Origin of the sequence: Paenibacillus xanthanilyticus (genome assembly GCF_042682185.1) — a bacterium.
GTDB classification, from domain to species: Bacteria; Bacillota; Bacilli; order Paenibacillales; family Paenibacillaceae; genus Paenibacillus_Z; species Paenibacillus_Z xanthanilyticus.
In genome coordinates this window covers 3,334,584-3,351,950 of the sequence record NZ_JBHUHA010000002.1, presented here as the reverse complement: position 1 = coordinate 3,351,950, position 17,367 = coordinate 3,334,584, and the positions used below count along the sequence as shown (strand labels likewise).

The following is a 17,367-nucleotide window of genomic DNA, read 5'->3' as shown; positions in this document are numbered from 1 at the left end:
CTTGCCTCTTACGTCTCTAAGAAGCGATCGTGCTTTCCTCCGGCAGGCTGAGCCACAGCTCGCCGCTCGCCGCGTCGATCTCGATCGGGAAGGTCGTCACGCAGCCTTCGTCCGGCGCTTGCGCGAGGCCGTCGCGCAGGCTGATTTTCCAGTCGTGCAGCGGACAGAAGACGTGATGGTCGCACACGATGCCTTCCGACAGCTTGCCGCCCTTGTGGGGGCAGCGATTCTCGATCGCCCGAAGCTCGCCGCCCGTCATTTTGAATACCGCAATCTCCAGTTCCCCGATCCGGACGACCCGCGCCCGCTTCTCCTTGATGTCGCCCACGTTGCCGATATGGATTCGTTTCATCGTCATGGTCATCTTGGCTCCTCTCCTTACCCTGCGGTCGCAGGCGTCTCTTCGCTCAGCGGCACGAATGTCTCGTTCAGCTCGCGTTTCTCGATGATTTCTTTCCATGGGTCCTTCGTCAGCGAAAGCGCGTGCTCGATGCGCTCCATGAGCGCCAGCCGGTCTTCCTTCTTCTCCAGCGCCGCCTTGATCGTATCCAGACCCATCCGCTCGACCCATTCGCTCGTGCGTTCGTTATATTTGCCGGTCTCCCGGTAGAATTGGACGTAAGCGCCGCTCCACTCGATAACCTCGTCCTCGGTCTTCACCTTTGTAAGCAGGTCGCAGCCGCGCAGCTTCGTACCGCCGTTGCCGCCGACGTACAGCTCCCAGCCGCCGTCGATCGCCACGACGCCGAAGTCCTTGATCGTCGCCTCGGCGCAGTTGCGCGGGCAGCCGGAGACCGCCATCTTCACCTTCGCCGGGGCGCTCAGCCGCTCGAACTTCTTCTCGAGCTTGATGCCCATGCCCATCGCGTCCTGCGTGCCGAAGCGGCAGAACGTCTCGCCGACGCACGTCTTAACCGTGCGCAGCGTCTTGCCGTACGCGTAACCCGACGGCATATCCAGATCGGCCCACATGCCCGGTAAGTCTTCCTTCTTCACGCCGAGCAGGTCGATCCGCTGGCCGCCGGTCATCTTCACGAGCGGCACGTTGTATTTAAGAGCGATGTCCGCGATCTTCTTCAGGTCCTCCGGCGTCGTCACGCCGCCGTACATCCGCGGCACGACGGAATAGGTGCCATCCTTCTGGATGTTGGCGTGATTCCGCTCGTTGACGAAGCGCGATTCCCGCTCGTCCTCGTGCTCGTTCGGCCACACCATGCCGAGGTAGTAGTTAAGCGCCGGGCGGCATTTCGAGCAGCCTTCCTCGTTCGCCCAGCCGAGCACGTTCATCACTTCTTTGGACGTCGTCAGGTGCATGCCGCGGATCGCCTCGACCACTTCGTCCCGGCCAAGCGTCGTGCAGCCGCACATGCCTTCCTTCACCGTCTTGACGCCGTCGGCGCCGAGCACGTACGTCAGCACGTCGCCGACGAGCGGTTTGCAGCCGCCGCAGGAGGCAGATGCCTTCGTGCATGCCTTGATTTCGCCGATGCTCGAGCAGCCCTTCTCCTTAATCGCGCTTACGATCGCGCCCTTGGTGACGCCGTTACAGCCGCACACGACCTCGTCGTCCGGCATCTCCGCGACTAGATCGGCGCCGGATTTCGCCGGTGCGCCGGAGGATGGGATCAGCACCTCGCGTTCGCGGCCGGTCACGTCTTCGCCCGTGCGGATCATTTTGAACAATCTCGAGCCGTCCCCAATGTCGCCGAAAAGTACCGCGCCGATGACTTTGCCGTCTTGAATGACGGCTTTCTTGTAGATGCCCGCGAAATCGTCCTGCACCCGCACCGAGCGCGTATCCGGCCGGTCGGCGTACACGCCGGCGGAGAACACGTCGACGCCCGATACTTTCAGCTTCGTGGAGACGATCGAGCCATGGTAGCCGTCCGTCTCGACGCCCGCCAGCCGCTTGGCGATCACCGCGCCTTGCTCATAGAGCGGCGCGACCAGGCCGTATGCGACCCCGTTGTGCTCCGCGCACTCGCCGACCGCATGGATATGCGGGATGTTCGTCTCCATGAAATCGTTGACCACGATGCCCTGATTGATCGTAATGCCCGTAGTGCGGGCCAGCGCGATGTTCGGCCGGATGCCGATCGCCATGACGACCAGGTCCGCCTCTTCGCTCGTCCCGTCGCTGAACCGGATGGCGCTGACGCGCTTCTTGCCTAAAATCTGCTCCGTGTTCTTGCTCATCAGGAACCGCATGCCCTGTCCTTCCAGCTCCTTGCGAAGCAGGATCGAAGCCGTCTGGTCGAGCTGGCGCTCCATGAGGAACGGGTGCTTGTGCACGACCGTCACGTCCATGTTGAGGTTCAGCAAGCCGCGCGCCGCTTCGAGACCGAGCAAGCCGCCGCCGATGACGACTGCTTTCTTATAGTGTTTGGCCGCGTCCATCATCGTCTCGCAGTCCTTGATATCGCGGAAGGCGATAACCCCTTCCTTGTCTGCTCCCGGCACCGGAAGCATGAATGCGTTGGAACCCGTCGCGATGATCAGCTCGTCGTACGCTGCGCTGAGTCCTTTATCCGTCGTGACCGTCTTCTTGACCGGGTCGATACCGGTTACCGTGTGGCTCGTATGAAGCGCGATGCCGTTCTCCGCGTACCAGGAGCGCTCGTTGATCACGATGTCCTTCATATCCGCGTCGCCCGCCAGCACCGAGGAGAGCAGAATGCGGTTGTAGTTCGGATGCGGCTCGCTGCCGAAAATCGTAATGTCATACCGGTTCGGCGCCAGCTTCAGCAGCTGCTCGATGCAGTTCACGCCGGCCATCCCGTTGCCTACCAAAACAAGTTTCTTTTTCATGTGAGCTCCACACTCCTACCCTAATATCTAACATGATATGTTACTATCGACCCTAAATACCTATTCGTTACCCAGGTGCAGCTTGTTTTCTTCCGTCTGTGTAATGTTATCTAACATTAATTATTCATACTTTAGCTCAGAGTTGCGATTTTGGCAACAATTAACGAAATAATTATTTTTTATCGCCCAGACGCCCGGTTGTAAGCGTACGTTATACCTTACGTGCCTAGTAAACGTTCGCCATTAGGTGAAATAAGGTCTATTGTTCGGATGTAACCCCTTACAATTTGAAACGTTAACCTCTATATTTATCCTTTTGTCCGACGAAATCGACGTAAAGTTCTCTGACATCGTTGTGAACGTTTCACAAAAGGTAGACGGGTGCCGCGATGGCGAGTGGTCAATTAGTGAGTTTTTACGAAAAAAGGAGGAAATGCGGGCGGATCGTTTTCTGAAAACGGAGTTTGTGCCACGATCGAACGGGATGCCCGAACAATCGGCGAAAGCTGACATGCGAGCTCGCTTATGATCCCGTTTGATGCTGGAGGGCGAACACAGATTGCCGGAGCTTCTGATGAACATTTCGTGACGGAGCATCACGATCGACTGTGCAGCTGCTGCCGGCGGGTATGCCAACACGCCCCAGTCGGCGTCCTCGCGTGCAAGCGAGCCTCGTGCTGGAGCGTTTCTACTTAGAAAGGTGTTGAATCGTATTGCCGCATATGTCCGCGATCCCCTGCCGCGCGGCACTAAATAGCGTCCGTAACCGCCCAACCGTACCGGGGTCTCAGCCTTTCCCCGCCTTGAGACCAGTTCCAAATACCGTCGCGGGACTGTTATCTCCTTTTGCCATTCGGTCTACAATTAAGCCATAAGAACACAACGCAAACGAAACACCGATGGAACCGCGGAACATCCGAGCGGTTCTCCATTTAAAAGGAGCGATGCGAATATGAAACGTTTATTTCGTTCAAGAACAGACAGCAAACTGACCGGCGTGTGCGGCGGTTTCGCCCAGTACCTCGGCTTCGATGCGACGATCCTTCGTCTGGCGCTGATCGTTACGGCCTTCTTCAGCTTCGGCAGCGTGCTGCTGATCTACGCCCTGGCCGCGGTCGTCATCCCGAAAGAGCCGGAACTGACCGGCTTCTACGACGAAGCGATGTACCACCGGTTCTAGTACTAGACGGCAACCGTTAACCGGCTGCGCTATCCCGAATGGAATCCGGGATTCAATCACCGCATATCCACAGTCGCAATGCCGCGCGGGACGCCCCGCGATTAATCCAACCAAACTACGCTTATTCAACCTAAAAGGAGTGTTTGAACAATGGGAGTATTCGAACGTATTGTAAACTTGACGAAAGCCGCTGCGCATGAGGTGCTGGAGAAACTAGAAAGCCCCGTGCTGATGATGAACCAATATATCCGCGACGCCGAGCAGGAAATCGGCCAAGTGCAAGCCGAGATTGCCCGCCAAGAGGCGGCGGCGCGCGGCTTCAAGCAGCAGCATGCCGAGCACACTCGCCTGGCGGAGCATTACGAGGCGAAAGCCGCCGAGTCGCTCGCCGCGGGCCGCGAAGCCGAAGCGCGCGAAGCGCTCGCCGCGAAGCTGCACTACGCCGAGAAAGCCGCCCTGCAGCTCGAGTGGCATCACCAGGCGTTGGCACGCAAGGACGAACTTACTTATAAGCTCGATAACGCCAAGGCCGAGCTGGAAGTCATGGTGAAGAAACGGACGGAGCTTGTCGCCCGCGTCGAGCAAGCCGAAGCGAAGTCGCGCACGTCGATGCCGAGCTTCAGCAGCGGCCCTAGCTCCTACCTCGAAGGCGGCTCCGCGGCGCGCGGCTTCCAGCGGATGGAGGAGAAAATCCACCAACTCGAAGCGCGCCTCGAATTGTCCGGCAAGCAAGCGCCATACGCCGGTACGCCATATGGCAGCCAAGGCGCGTACGGCACGCCGGCAAGCGCGGGCGTACCGACGGTAACCGATCCGGCCAAAGAAGCGCTCATCGCCGAGCAGCTGGAACTGCTGCGCAAGAAGCAAGCTTCGGAGTAACGTGAATGAAAAGTCCGCCAAACCTCGGGTTGGCGGACTTTTGTATTTCTATAAGACCCCTTACAGCATCTCCTACTGAGTAACAGAGACTCGCTATTCGATCCTTATCACACTTTATCTTCGCGACAAGGCTGTAGATGTCTTTTTTATCCGAGCACTATCCTTTCAAATTTAATTCCATTTAAGATTAACATATATAAATAAGGGTAATATTGGGTGGCACTTTTTATCCTTTAAGGAGTGATTTATTTGAAAAGAAAATATGCGCTAGTTTCATTCGTTTAATAGCTCTTATATCATTTTCTGCAATAAACGTTGAAGCTAAAGAAAAGAATATTAATATCAGTGACAAGCTCGACTTAAATACTCCAATAACAGAAAAGATATTATAATGTTAAAGTTTCTGGGAAAGTAATGTATGAGGTGCAAATTTATGATGGGCTTGGGACCTACTATTATGACTACGGCTGGTCAGGTACAGCATCTGTTCAACATACAATTAATCGCGCCTAAAGGAGCAACTCATGACTCGTAAAGCAGCTACTATACTCCTTGCTTCCCTTCTCATCATAGTCACGATCGCCTTTTTAGCAAAAAAAGACGCGGAAGATTTCGTGCGCGAAGAATTCCCGCCTACTGGAAGCGATTGGGGCAACATGAAAATCGTTAAGGTAGAAAAATGGGGAGGATATACGTCCGTCGATGTCATCTATCAAACCAAAAAGGACTTCACGCCTCCCGACCGCTGGTTTATCAAAGACCGCAAAAAGGTAAGGGACATCGAAGGCGATGTACTTACCGAATGGGAAGGGACGATTTACCTCATAAGAAACTACATGATTTCCTGGAAGGCGATCTTGTAACCCCCCCAGTATTGCCACATACATTATGGATAGGACGCCCACATCTGTTTCAGGTGTGGGCTTTGTTTTACCCAAAAAGCCCGCCATCGCCTTCCGGCGACAACGGACTTCTCTACTTATCCTATTCTTGCGTACTATCCAAGTCGCACTCGCTCAGCTTGAGCAGCCGCGTGCGGTGTTTCCACTTATGTCCGAGCCAGAGCGCCAAGAACAGCGGAATGCCGACGTATGAAGCGAACAAATACGGCCAGTCCACCTCGCCGTCCGACAACGCGCCGTAGCTTTGGCCGATAATAACGATGATGCAGAGCACCATAGCTAAGAGCGGGCCGAACGGGAACCATTTGGCCCGGTACGGCAGATCGGCCAGCGAACGTCCTTGCGCGATGTAAGCTTTGCGGAACCGGTAATGGCTGATCGCGATGCCGAGCCATACGATGAAGCCGGACATGCCGGAGGCGTTCAGCAGCCACACATACACGGCGCCGTCGCCGAACAAGGACGAGAAGAACGCGATCGTGCCGAGCGCCGCGGTGACGAGCAGCGCGAGCACGGGCACGCCGTTCTTGGACAGACGGGCGAGGAACCGCGGCGCCTTGCCTTCCTTCGCCAGCGTCCACAGCATCCGGGTCGACGCGTACATGCCGGAGTTGCCCGCTGACAGCACCGACGTCAGGATGACGGCGTTCATGACGGAAGCGGCGATGCTAAGACCCGCTTTCTCGAAAATAATCGTGAATGGACTCGTCGCGATCGCATCGCTCGCCAGCCGCTCGTCCGCATACGGAATGATCAGGCCGATGACGAGAATCGCGAGAATGTAGAACAGCAGGATGCGCCAGAAAATCGAACGGATCGCCCGCGGAATCGTCTCGCGCGGGTTCTCGCTCTCGCCCGCCGCGACGCCGATCAGCTCCGTCCCTTGGAAGGAGAAGCCCGCCGCCATGAACACCCCGAGCACGGCGAGGAATCCGCCAGGGAACGGCGTGTCGCGGAAGGCCGTGAAGCCGACGGCGTCCCCGCCCCAGATGCCGATCAGCATCAGCAAGCCGACGCCGATGAATACGATGACCGTCACGATTTTGATCATCGCGAACCAATACTCGGATTCGCCGAACCCTTTGACCGACAGCAAGTTCAAGCCGACCATCACGATCAGGAACAGCGCGCACCAGAGGAAGGACGAGCTGTCCGGGAACCAGAATTTCATGATCATCGTCGCGGCCGACAGCTCGGCCGCGATCGTGATCGCCCAGTTATACCAGTAGTTCCAGCCGATCGCGAACCCGAACGACGGATCGACGAAACGCGACGCGTACGTGCTGAACGTGCCGGATACCGGCATGTACGTCGCCATTTCGCCTAAGCTGGTCATGAGAAAATACACCATGATGCCGATAAGCAGGTACGCGAGCAGCGCGCCGCCCGGGCCCGCCGAATGAATGGCGCCGCCGCTGGCCAGGAACAAGCCCGTCCCGATGGAGCCGCCCAGCGAAATCATCGTCATATGCCGGGCCTTCAAACCTCTGCGCAGACGGCCGGAGCCTTCGGCTGCGCTTGTGTTGCGATTGTCGTGTTGCTGATCCACGCTGTATGTTCACTCCCCGTGTTGTTACGTATATTCATGAAGGCTGCAGGAGCTGGCTTGCGCCAAAAAGTGGGATACTCTTCTCACTAGCTTTCTTCCGATACGCAAATATTAACCAGCGTATATTGTAAGAAAAACGATCGGCATTACGCAACTGTCAATAAATAACTTCGCCCAAGGCGGGCGCTATTCTGCTTCGCAGCCCCCCCTTTCCCCGGGCGAAAGTCTAGGTCGCAAACCATTCCCGCGTCCGTTCCGCCCCCTCCTCCCTCCCGGTAAACTGGGGACTAGAGATGAACGCCCGAAGCGTTCTTACATCATTAGGGAGGTTGTTTAGGTTGTACAGTTTATTCGCAGGTCTCACGCTCGCAGCGCCGGCTTTGCTGCTGGCGCTCGGCTGGATCGCCGGGACGAAAGCATCCCGGCTCGTATACAGCGGCTCCGCGCCGCGCATGCGCCGCAAGGCGCGCAAGCTCATCACATGGACGTTTATTTTGACGCTGCCCGTCGCGGCGCAGACCGCAGGGGCCATCCTGCTTATGCAGCGATTCGAACCTGTGTATTGGCAGGATCGCGTATTCTTTCTGGCGCCGATGACCGTGCTGCCGCTGCTGGCCGCCTGGTTCGTCGCGGTGCCGAAGCTGCTCTTGCTCCGTCGGGAGCTGTCCCGATACGAAGAGGAGACGCCGCTGGCCAACGAGACGCTCGGCCGCGCTTCGCAGCCGGGCATCGTCGCGCCTTTCCAAGCGTTGGCTTGGAGCGGGGCGGCCGTCTTCCTGCTCGCCATGACGATGGCCGCGCCGTTCGATTGGATCGACGCGGGCATTCCCGTCGCGGTCGTGCTGCTGGTCTGGTACGGCTTGTGGGTCAAACACCGCCGCCGCTCGCGCAAAATCGCCCTGACCGAAACCCCGGTCGTCTCGCGTCCATGGCGCAGCGCGGCCGCCGGATTCGGCGTTGCGCTCCTGCTCGCCGCCGTCGCCGCGCCATTGGGCTATCTCGCCCGGGAGACCAGCTTATTGCCGGCCACGGTCGACATGGCTAGCGGCCCGGCCGATTTCGGCGGCGGTGCGGCGCTCGCTCATGCCCACGGCACGGAAGCCGCCGCGCCAGGCTCTGTATCCGTGTCCGACCTTACCGGTCCTCGAGAAGGCGCGCCCGACCAGCGCTTTACGCTGACCGCCGAGAAGAAGACCGTCAAGCTTGCCTCCGGCAAATCCGTGGAAGCATGGACGTTCAACGGCCAGATCCCCGGCCCGCAGCTGCGGATGAAGCAAGGCGAGCTGATCGAAGTCACGCTCGTGAACAAAGACATCGAGGGCGGCGCCACGATTCATTGGCACGGCCTCGACGTGCCGAACGCCGAGGACGGCGTCGCCGGCGCTACCCAGAACGCGGTCATGCCGGGCGAGACGCATACGTACCGTTTCGTCGCCGAGCAGACCGGCACGTATTGGTACCACTCGCATCAGCATTCGCGGGAAGCGGTCGCCAAAGGCTTGTTCGGCGCCTTGATCGTCGATCCTGCCGCAAGCGCGGATACTGGAAGAACGGAAGCATTCCCGGATACCGGTGTCGTCACGGACGGATCGGATATCGAGCAAAGCACGGAGCAGCTTATGCCTTCCGAGGGGGCGATCGGGACGGAGCAGCCTAGCGGGACCTCGAATGGCGGTACGGGAACGAGTCCTGCTCCCGAAGCCCCGAACACCGAGCCCGCTCTCCCCGCGGAAGGAACGGCTCCAACCGATGCGACGGAAACGCCGACCGACGGGTTCGCCGACCACGAGACCGGCTCCGACGCCGACTTCGACTTGGATGAGGAAGGACTGCTCGATCTCGCTCGACCGAAGACGGATGAAGGCTCGGCCGGGACGCAGCAAGGCGATATGGCGCAGCCGAGCGTTCCGAAACCAAGCGAGACGAACGATGCCGGCGCAGCGCAGCCAACCAACCCGCAACCAAGCGCGCCGCAGCCGCAGCCGAAGACGGGGAAAACGCAGGATCAATTGGAGGCGCGAACGCCCTCGTTTGATCTGGAGACCGGAGATGGCGCAGCCCTTGCTTCCGCTCATGCATCTTCGTCGTCCGATGACGGCTTCGCTTTAGCCTCGTATGAGCCATCGTTCGCGGCAGAGTCGGCGGCAACCGCTCCGACGGCCGAGGATACCGCTCCGGGCGATAGTTTCCAGAGCAGCGACGGCGGCGCGGTCAGCGTAGGTGATACCGTACCCTTCGCGCCAATAACGGAGACGATCGAAGTCGAGCGGGATTTCACCGTCATGACCCATCTATGGGGTAGCACCTTCGCGATCGGCGCGAACGACGGCGTGCAGCGGTTCGACGTGCAGCCGGGGACGCCCGTCCGCCTGCGGCTCATCAACACCGACGATTGGGTTCGCCAATCGTACCTGCTGACCGGCACCGCCTTCCGCGTCGCCGCGACCGACGGGACCAACGTGAACGAGCCGGGCGAGCTGCGCGACGTGAAAGTGACGCTCACGACCGGCGGAAGGTACGACCTGACGTTCGACATGCCGGAGGGCCCCGTATTTCTAAGCGTCGGCGGTCGGAAGGACCTCGGCATCTTCCTCAGCCCGGACGGCCAAGGCGATCTCCCCGCCATCCCGGCGATGGAAGAATTCGACCCGCTGCATTACGGACAGCCGGCGGCCACGCCGTTCGATGCCGCGAGCGCGTTCGACCGTTCGTTCGAGATGATCATCGACAACAAGCTCGGCTTCTACAACGGCGGCTTCGACCAGCTCTACACGATGAACGGCGAGGTGTTCCCGAACACGCCGATGTACATGGTCCGCGAAGGCGAGCTCGCGAAAATCACGATCGTCAACCGGTCCATGGTCGATCATCCGATGCATTTGCACGGCCATCACGCGCTCGTGCTCTCGCGCAACGGCGAAGCGGCGGACGGCAGTCCGTGGTGGATCGACACGCTCGACGTCCTGCCGGGCGAAACGTACGAGATCGCCTTCCGCGCCGACAATCCCGGCTTATGGATGGACCACTGCCACAACCTGCTGCATGCCAAAGCCGGCATGTCGATGCATCTGATGTATGAAGGCATTGTAGCCCCGTACACAGTCGGCAGCGCAACGCAGAACCACCCGGAATAAGAAAAGCAATGCACCCAGGCGGGTCGGGCTCACACGAGTCTGGCCCGCTTTTTTTGTCATTCGGCACCCACACATCCCGGAAGCCAGGCTATGGGGCCCGGCAAAGATGCACAGGGAGCGACACCAATGTTAGCTTTGTCCGACAGGACAAAAGCGTGCCAACTCCATACCACCCGCCTACCACGAACAATCGCTCCGCACGAAAACGGGAGTCCAGAGGGCAACGCCCTTTGGAGCCTCCTCGGCGGAGGAGGTGGGAGGAGGGAGACCTCGAGGGGGATGGGGTCGCGACAACTGTCATGCGCAGCCCAACACGCGAATACGCTAGCCATGACGGCAGTTTTGCGCAACGGGAAATGAAGCGGCGACATGCCGCATAAGGGGGATAACCAATCATGCAAATCCATGTCGTGCAGCCAGGCCAATCGCTGTTTGGCATCGCACAGGCGTACAGTACGTCGGTGCAGGAGATCGCCGAGGCCAACGAGATCAATCCCGCTCTAACGCTGGTCATCGGCCAGGCGCTGGTCATCCCGATCGTCGGCCGGTACTACTTCGTGCAGCCGGGCGATACGCTGACGACGATCGCAAGCCGCTTCGGCACCGACGCCGCCACGCTCGCGCGCGTCAATAACATTGGCGCGGGCAACCAGCTCGTCGTCGGCCTCCGCCTGTACATACCGCCGCGGCCGAAGCGGAACGCGGAGATCAACGCCTACGTCGAGCCGCGCGCATCGGGCGTCACGCCGGCGCTCGAGCAGTCCGTCCGCGATGCCGCGCCGGATCTGACGTATTTGGCCCCGTTCAGCTTCCGCATCAACCGGGACGGCACGCTCGCCCCGCCCGAGCTGAACAACTTCCGCGCCATCGCGGACCAGAACGGCGTCACCCTGATGATGGTGGTCACCAATCTGGAGAACGACCAGTTCAGCGCGGAGCTGGGCCAGATCATCCTGAATGACGAAGCGCTCCAAAATACGCTGCTGAACAATATCATCGCCACCGCGCAGCGGCTCGGGTTCCGCGACATCCATTTCGACATCGAGCACCTGCGTCCGGCCGACCGCGAAGCGTACAACCAATTCCTGCGCAAGGCTGCCGACCGCCTGCACGCCCAAGGCTACCTCATCTCGACGGCGCTCGCTCCGAAGACCAGCGCCTCCCAGACGGGCGAATGGTACACCGCCCACGATTACAAAGCACACGGCGAAATCGTCGATTTCGTCATCATTATGACATACGAATGGGGCTACAGCGGCGGCCCCGCGATGCCCGTCTCCCCGATCGGGCCGGTTCGGCGCGTCCTCGAATACGCCCTGACCGAGATGCCCGGCAGCAAAATCATGATGGGCCAAAATCTGTACGGCTACGACTGGACGCTGCCGTTCGTCCAGGGCGGCCAGTACGCGCGCGCCGTCAGCCCGCAGGAGGCGATCAACATCGCCCGCCGCGAGAACGCCCGGATCGAGTACGACTACACCGCCCAGGCGCCGACCTTCCGCTATTGGGACGACAACCGCAAGGAGCACATCGTCTGGTTCGAGGACGCCCGCTCCATACAGGCCAAGTTCGACCTGCTCAAGGAGCTCGGTTTACGCGGCATCAGCTACTGGAAGCTGGGCCTCAGCTTCCCGCAGAACTGGCTGTTAATCCAGGATAATTTCAACGTCGTGAAACGTTAGTCGGGTGAACGATAGGCGACTCGGGAGGATCGAAGAAGCTGAACCTCCCGGGTCTACGCCGCCCGGCGCGAATTCGGAACCGCGCGTCTTCCACAGCCCCACGAACCTCGTCTTGCATACAGCGGTACAAGCCCCTTCTTCGCCGGCCCACTCCCAACAAGGATGCTCGAAAACAAGGAATGTCTCCCCTTTCGCATATATCTCGCCAAAAACTTTAATTTTTTGTATAAAATGAATCCGTTTTCCATGTGAATTTAGTATGATACGAATAGGCGCTTGCCATCGGCCGAAATTCATTCCGGAAGGAGGGAGATTCATTTCCCGCGTTAAAGGTTAACGCCGCTAAACGTTAGCGCCAATCGCAAGCTCGCCCGAACAACCCCCGCAGCTTTCGCTCCGCCTGCATCGGCTTCACGCCGCCCGCAACCCTTCGGGATTGTTCGCCAGTCTGTCAATTGACGAAACTCCGTTTAAACACTACAATTTGTAGTGCGAGCAGATGCGGCATCGCCCCGCTTTTGACGAACGGCCCGTCTTCCCTCACATCATCCTTTATACTGGAGGTTTTTCCGTTGCAAAAAGCTACAGCCAAAGCTGCGCATAAGGCCAACTATAAGGCAATCCGCCAACACGAGGCACAAAAGAAGAAACAGCGGATGCGCTGGATCATGGGCCTGACCGCCGTCGTATTCGTCGGCCTGATCGCGCTTGCCATCGCATTCAAACCAAGCGATATCGTCGACTTCGACTACGAGGCGCTGCCGCTGAGCGGCCAAGCCGACGCGCCGGTCAAAATCGTCGAGTTCGGCGACTACAAATGCCCGGTCTGCCAAACGTTCAGCCAGACGATCGTGCCGCAAATCGAGAAGGATTTCGTCGACTCCGGCGACGTCGGCCTCTATTTCGCTAATTTCCAATTTATCGGACCGGATTCCTTCACCGCCGCCTATGCCGCCCAGTCGGTCTATCATCAGAACAAAGACGAGTTCTGGAAGTACTACGATTTGATCTACAAAAACCAAGGCCCCGAGACCGAGCAATGGGCGACGGTCGACTTCCTCGTCAAGCTGGCGCAGGACAACAACATCGCCGTCGATTACGATACGCTCCGCAGCGACATCGAGAACGCTACGTACGCCGATGAGGTCGAAGACCATAACGGACTAGCCCGCTCGTCCAAAGTCACGGGCACGCCTTCGATTTTCATTAACGGCGAGAAGTTCGACAACGTCATGGATTACGGGGCGATCAAGTCCGCGATCGAGAAGGCGCTGAGCGAAGCGAAAGCCGCGAAGGACGCCGCATGATCAAGTCGTACGCGCTCTATTTTGCCTGGGTCGTGTCGCTCGTCGCCACCGGCGGCAGCCTGTTTCTCAGCGAAGTGATGGATTTCATGCCCTGCACGTTGTGCTGGTACCAGCGCATCCTAATGTACCCGCTCGTGCTCCTGCTCGGAAGGGCGGCTTACCGCAACGACCGCGGGATCATCGGCTACGCGCTGCCGCTGAGCATCATCGGCGCCGGATTCTCGCTCTACCACTATCTGGAGCAGCAGATCCCCGCGCTGGCGAAGGTTCTCCCGTGCACGCAGGGCATCCCGTGCGATCAGGATTATCTCGACTGGTTCGGCGGCATCGTCACGATTCCGTTCCTGGCGCTCATCGCTTTCATTCTGATTACGATCTTCCTCATCGTGGGAAGAAGCGCGCAGCAAGAACCGGCAGAACAAGAGGAAGCGTAATCGATTTCGGAAAGCCCGGTTACCGTTCGCCAGCACGCATGCGTGCATGGGGGCGGCGGAACCGGGCTTTTTGCGTTATCGGGGACATGAAAATGGAAAAACCGATCGCCTCCCGGCAATCGGTTCCCTTACCTTCCTAGCTCCGTTGTCCCCGCCGGCCAGATGGCCGCCCTAGACCCGTGATCCCGTGCCTCCCCGTCACTCCGGCACGTTCACCGTGAACGGCACGACGAACGTCTCGCCGCCGCGTTGGAACTGGCCCCAGATTTTGTACACGCCGCTGTGCGGGAAGGTCGTCATGAACGTCGCGTCCGGGCCCTTGGCTTGCTCGTCGACCGGATGCACGTGAAGATAGTGCTCGGCATCCGCGCTCAGAATCACGACGTGCCCCACGGCGCCGAGATACGGCTGCAGGTCGGTAATCGGTTCCTTCGTCGCCGCGTCCTTCATCGCAAAGTTCAATTCCATTTCCATGTCGGCCATCCAATGCTCCGCTTCCAGCACGACCTCCACACCGTCCACCGTTCGCGTCAGCTGCTTGTCCGGCTCGATCTTCGCCGGCGCCGCCGGCGTCCCGCTAACCGTCAACCAGGCGCTCTTGGTCGTGGCGCCGCCGCCAGACGGAATATAATCCGCTATGAGCTTATATTCGCCAGCCGCCGGGAAAGCCGTCGTCACCTCGAACTCGCCTTCGCCTTTGTAGACCGGGTGAATGTGATTGAAGAAGCTCAAGTCCTTGCTGACGACGATGACGTGCATTTCCTTCTCATGGTTAATGTCGAACTTCTCGACAGCCTTGCCTGCCGCGTCCGTCACCCGAATCGTCACGACAGTATTCACGCCAGGCGACGGCTTATCGCTGGAATACGACCATGCCGCTTCCGTCTGGACCGCCGAGCCTGCGGACTCCTCATGCCCGCCGCCGGAGCTTCTGTGGCCGCCATGGCCGCTCGATGCTTCCGCCGGCGCCGTCTCGTCCGCGCCCTCCTCGCCGACTTCGACTGCGTCCTCATGAGCGCCGTGGCCGTCACCTGTCGCGGCAGCCTCCTCTTGCCCGCTGCTATGTCCGCCATGCGCGCTTTCCGTCGCTGCCGCCGGCGCCTCCTCTCCGTCCTTCTTCGCGCAGCCCGCCGCCACGCCCAAGACGAGCGCCGCAGCAAGCGCCGTGACCAGCCATTTGCGTACCATGATCCATCTCCTTCTCGATCAAAATTTGACCCGCTGCAGCCGCAGCGCGTTGAGCACGACCGATACCGAACTGAGCGCCATCGCCGCGCCAGCCAGCCATGGAGCCAGGAAACCGCTGGCGGCGATCGGGATGCCGACGACGTTGTAGGCCAGCGCCCAGAATAGGTTCTGCTTAATGTTTGCCATTGTTTTCCTACTCATCAGTATGGCATCCGCAATGCCGTTTAAATCACCGCGCATGAGCGTCACGTCCGCGGCTTCGATCGCCACGTCCGTCCCGCCGCCGATCGCGATGCCGACGTCCGCCGTCGCCAGCGCCGGCGCATCGTTGATCCCGTCGCCGACCATCGCGACGATCGCGCCGCTCTGCTGCAGCTTCTTCACTTCCGCCGCCTTGCCCTCCGGCAGCACCTCGGCCAGCACGCGATCCACGCCCGCTTCCTTGGCGATGGCGCGCGCCGTCCGCTCGTTGTCGCCGGTGATCATGACGACCTCGATGCCCATGGCCTTCAGGCGGGCGACCGCTTCCCTCGACGTCTCGCGGATCGTATCCGCCACGGCGAGCAGTCCGGCCAGCCGTCCGTCTACCGCGACAAGCATCGCCGTACGTCCCGCTTCCTCCAGGCCCGTCATATCTGCGAGCAGGGCCGAAGCATCGACGCCCTCTTCGGTCATCAGCTTGCGCGTACCGACGAGCAGCTCATGTCCTTCTACTGTCGCCCGGACGCCGTGGCCCGGAATCGCTTCGAAATGCGAGGCGGCCGGCAGCGCAATCCCTCTTTCCTTGATGCCCTCCACGATCGCTTCGGCCAGCGGATGCTCCGAATGGCGCTCGGCCGCGCCGATCCAAGACAGCAGCTCGCCGGCGTCCCAGCGGTTCTCCAGCTTCACGTTCGTTAGTACCGGCTTGCCGTGCGTGATCGTACCCGTCTTGTCGAGGACGACCGTCGTGAGCCGGTGCGCCGACTCGAGATGCTCGCCCCCCTTGAACAGAATGCCGAGCTCCGCCGCGCGGCCGGAACCGGCCATGATCGACGTCGGCGTCGCAAGACCCAGGGCGCACGGGCACGCAATGACGAGCACCGCGATCGCTTTCTCCAGCGCGCCGGATAGATTACCGGCATCGATGCCGAAGTACCACAGCAGGAACACGGCCGCGGCGATCGCCACCACGATCGGCACGAAAATACCGGAGATGGCATCCGCCACGCGCTGGATCGGCGCCTTGGAGCCTTGTGCTTCCTCCACGACACGGATGATTTGGGCCAATGCCGTCGCTTTGCCGACTTTGGTCGCCTGCACGGTCAGCACGCCGTTCTTGTTGAGCGTCGCGCCGATGACCGAATCGCCGGCGCGCTTGTCGACCGGGAGGCTCTCGCCCGTCAGCATCGACTCGTCGACCGCGGACGCGCCTTCGAGCACGACGCCGTCGACCGGAACCTTCTCGCCCGGACGGACGAGGACAATATCGCCCACGATGACCTGCTCGACCGGCACATCCGCCTCTTGACCGTCGCGCAGCACGCGCGCCGTCTTCGCCTGCAAGCCCATCAGCTTCTTGATCGCCTCGGAGGAGCGTCCCTTCGCCATCGACTCGAACAGCTTGCCGAGCAGAATGAGCGTGATCAGCACGGCGCTCGTCTCGTAATACATCTCTACGCCGCCATGATGATGCGGATTCGCCGCCGCTTCAAGCGTCAAATACAAGCTGTAGAAATAAGCCGCCGACGTCCCCAGCGCCACGAGCACATCCATGTTCGCGCTGCGGCTGCGAAGCGCTTTGTACGCCCCCGTATAAAAGTGTGCGCCGATTACGAACTGGACCGGCGTGGCCAAGGACAGCTGGAACCACGGGTTCATGAACAACTCCGGCACCCACAGCCACGTCGTAAAGGAGAAATGGCCCGCCATCGCCCAGAGCAGCGGAAGCGACAGCAGCGCGGAGATCGCAAATTTCAACTGCTGCTTGCGAATCGCCGCCTGCCGAGCATCGCCGCTATCTTCCCGCTCGACCTTCGGCTTGGCGTGATAGCCCAGCTGCTCTACCTTGTTCACCACTTGATCGATCGTCAGTCCCGATGGCGCGAATGCCACGTGAGCCGTCTCCATCGCAAAATTGACCGTCGCCTGCTGCATCCCCGGCAGCTTATTCAAACCTTTCTCGATCCGGTTCGCGCACGCCGCGCACGTCATTCCCTCGATATCCAAGGTCATTTGCTCTACATCCGGATTCAACTGCTCGCCGCTAGCGTGCGGCATCGCCCTTTCGCCCATCGGGATCACCTTCCGTATCTATAGTAACGA

The 17,367-nt window shown here is 59.9% G+C and carries 12 protein-coding genes; 7 read left to right on the top strand and 5 right to left on the bottom strand.

The genetic code is table 11. The annotated features are described in order from the left end of the window. Positions 1-16: 16 nt before the first annotated feature. Together nirD and nirB are read right to left on the bottom strand one after the other, a co-directional pair. Positions 17-352 carry a nitrite reductase small subunit NirD gene (nirD, locus tag ACFSKT_RS32255; protein ID WP_377718862.1) on the bottom strand — a complete coding sequence of 112 codons (336 nt, stop codon included), beginning with the start codon at positions 350-352 and terminating at the stop codon, positions 17-19. 26 nt (positions 353-378) lie between these two features. Further along, complete coding sequence (nirB, locus tag ACFSKT_RS32250) at positions 379-2,808, bottom strand: nitrite reductase large subunit NirB (RefSeq protein ID WP_377718810.1); 2,430 nt, start codon at positions 2,806-2,808, stop codon at positions 379-381. Positions 2,809-3,760: 952 nt separating this feature from the next. On the opposite strand from nirB, the gene ACFSKT_RS32245 reads away from it, so the two are divergent. From ACFSKT_RS32245 to ACFSKT_RS32235, 3 genes are all read left to right on the top strand, one after another. Next, positions 3,761-3,988 carry a PspC domain-containing protein gene (locus tag ACFSKT_RS32245; RefSeq protein WP_377718811.1) on the top strand — a complete coding sequence of 76 codons (228 nt, stop codon included), beginning with the start codon at positions 3,761-3,763 and terminating at the stop codon, positions 3,986-3,988. Positions 3,989-4,138: 150 nt separating this feature from the next. Then, positions 4,139-4,867: a PspA/IM30 family protein gene (locus ACFSKT_RS32240; RefSeq protein WP_377718812.1), complete on the top strand. Its 729-nt coding sequence runs from the start codon at positions 4,139-4,141 to the stop codon at positions 4,865-4,867. A 524-nt stretch (positions 4,868-5,391) separates the two neighbouring features. Further along, positions 5,392-5,730, top strand: coding sequence for a hypothetical protein (locus ACFSKT_RS32235; protein WP_377718813.1), 339 nt, complete (start codon positions 5,392-5,394; stop codon positions 5,728-5,730). 121 nt (positions 5,731-5,851) lie between these two features. Here the strand turns inward: ACFSKT_RS32235 and ACFSKT_RS32230 are convergent, their stop codons facing one another. Then, entirely contained in the window at positions 5,852-7,237 is a 1,386-nt protein-coding gene (locus ACFSKT_RS32230; protein WP_377718863.1) for an amino acid permease, read from the bottom strand. 419 nt (positions 7,238-7,656) lie between these two features. Between ACFSKT_RS32230 and ACFSKT_RS32225 the strand changes: the two genes are divergently transcribed. From ACFSKT_RS32225 to ACFSKT_RS32210, 4 genes are all read left to right on the top strand, one after another. Further along, positions 7,657-10,452 (top strand): multicopper oxidase domain-containing protein, encoded by a 2,796-nt coding sequence (locus ACFSKT_RS32225; protein ID WP_377718814.1) that lies wholly within the window; start codon positions 7,657-7,659, stop codon positions 10,450-10,452. A gap of 395 nt (positions 10,453-10,847) precedes the next feature. After that, positions 10,848-12,134 (top strand): glycoside hydrolase family 18 protein, encoded by a 1,287-nt coding sequence (locus ACFSKT_RS32220; RefSeq protein ID WP_377718815.1) that lies wholly within the window; start codon positions 10,848-10,850, stop codon positions 12,132-12,134. A gap of 572 nt (positions 12,135-12,706) precedes the next feature. Then, complete coding sequence (locus ACFSKT_RS32215; protein ID WP_377718816.1) at positions 12,707-13,441, top strand: DsbA family protein; 735 nt, start codon at positions 12,707-12,709, stop codon at positions 13,439-13,441. Continuing rightward, positions 13,438-13,875: a disulfide oxidoreductase gene (locus tag ACFSKT_RS32210; RefSeq protein WP_377718817.1), complete on the top strand. Its 438-nt coding sequence runs from the start codon at positions 13,438-13,440 to the stop codon at positions 13,873-13,875. Before ACFSKT_RS32215 ends, ACFSKT_RS32210 begins: the two co-directional genes overlap by 4 nt. A gap of 198 nt (positions 13,876-14,073) precedes the next feature. On the opposite strand, the gene ACFSKT_RS32205 is transcribed toward ACFSKT_RS32210, so the two are convergent. Together ACFSKT_RS32205 and ACFSKT_RS32200 are read right to left on the bottom strand one after the other, a co-directional pair. Then, the gene (locus tag ACFSKT_RS32205) at positions 14,074-15,063 is read right to left on the bottom strand and encodes a hypothetical protein (protein ID WP_377718818.1); all 990 of its coding nucleotides are present in this window, start codon (positions 15,061-15,063) and stop codon (positions 14,074-14,076) included. An 18-nt stretch (positions 15,064-15,081) separates the two neighbouring features. Further along, the gene (locus ACFSKT_RS32200) at positions 15,082-17,322 is read right to left on the bottom strand and encodes a heavy metal translocating P-type ATPase (protein WP_377718864.1); all 2,241 of its coding nucleotides are present in this window, start codon (positions 17,320-17,322) and stop codon (positions 15,082-15,084) included. Positions 17,323-17,367: the final 45 nt, after the last annotated feature.

What these genes read in the sequence shown, in the direction of transcription:
- ACFSKT_RS32235 (WP_377718813.1), top strand. Translation starts at nt 5,392, where the DNA reads ATGACTCGTAAAGCAGCTACTATACTCCTTGCTTCCCTTCTCATCATA.
- ACFSKT_RS32205 (WP_377718818.1), bottom strand. Translation starts at nt 15,063, where the DNA reads ATGGTACGCAAATGGCTGGTCACGGCGCTTGCTGCGGCGCTCGTCTTG.
- ACFSKT_RS32200 (WP_377718864.1), bottom strand. Translation starts at nt 17,322, where the DNA reads ATGCCGCACGCTAGCGGCGAGCAGTTGAATCCGGATGTAGAGCAAATG.
- ACFSKT_RS32230 (WP_377718863.1), bottom strand. Translation starts at nt 7,237, where the DNA reads ATGACGATGATTTCGCTGGGCGGCTCCATCGGGACGGGCTTGTTCCTG.
- ACFSKT_RS32210 (WP_377718817.1), top strand. Translation starts at nt 13,438, where the DNA reads ATGATCAAGTCGTACGCGCTCTATTTTGCCTGGGTCGTGTCGCTCGTC.
- ACFSKT_RS32220 (WP_377718815.1), top strand. Translation starts at nt 10,848, where the DNA reads ATGCAAATCCATGTCGTGCAGCCAGGCCAATCGCTGTTTGGCATCGCA.
- ACFSKT_RS32240 (WP_377718812.1), top strand. Translation starts at nt 4,139, where the DNA reads ATGGGAGTATTCGAACGTATTGTAAACTTGACGAAAGCCGCTGCGCAT.
- nirD (WP_377718862.1), bottom strand. Translation starts at nt 352, where the DNA reads ATGAAACGAATCCATATCGGCAACGTGGGCGACATCAAGGAGAAGCGG.
- ACFSKT_RS32245 (WP_377718811.1), top strand. Translation starts at nt 3,761, where the DNA reads ATGAAACGTTTATTTCGTTCAAGAACAGACAGCAAACTGACCGGCGTG.
- nirB (WP_377718810.1), bottom strand. Translation starts at nt 2,808, where the DNA reads ATGAAAAAGAAACTTGTTTTGGTAGGCAACGGGATGGCCGGCGTGAAC.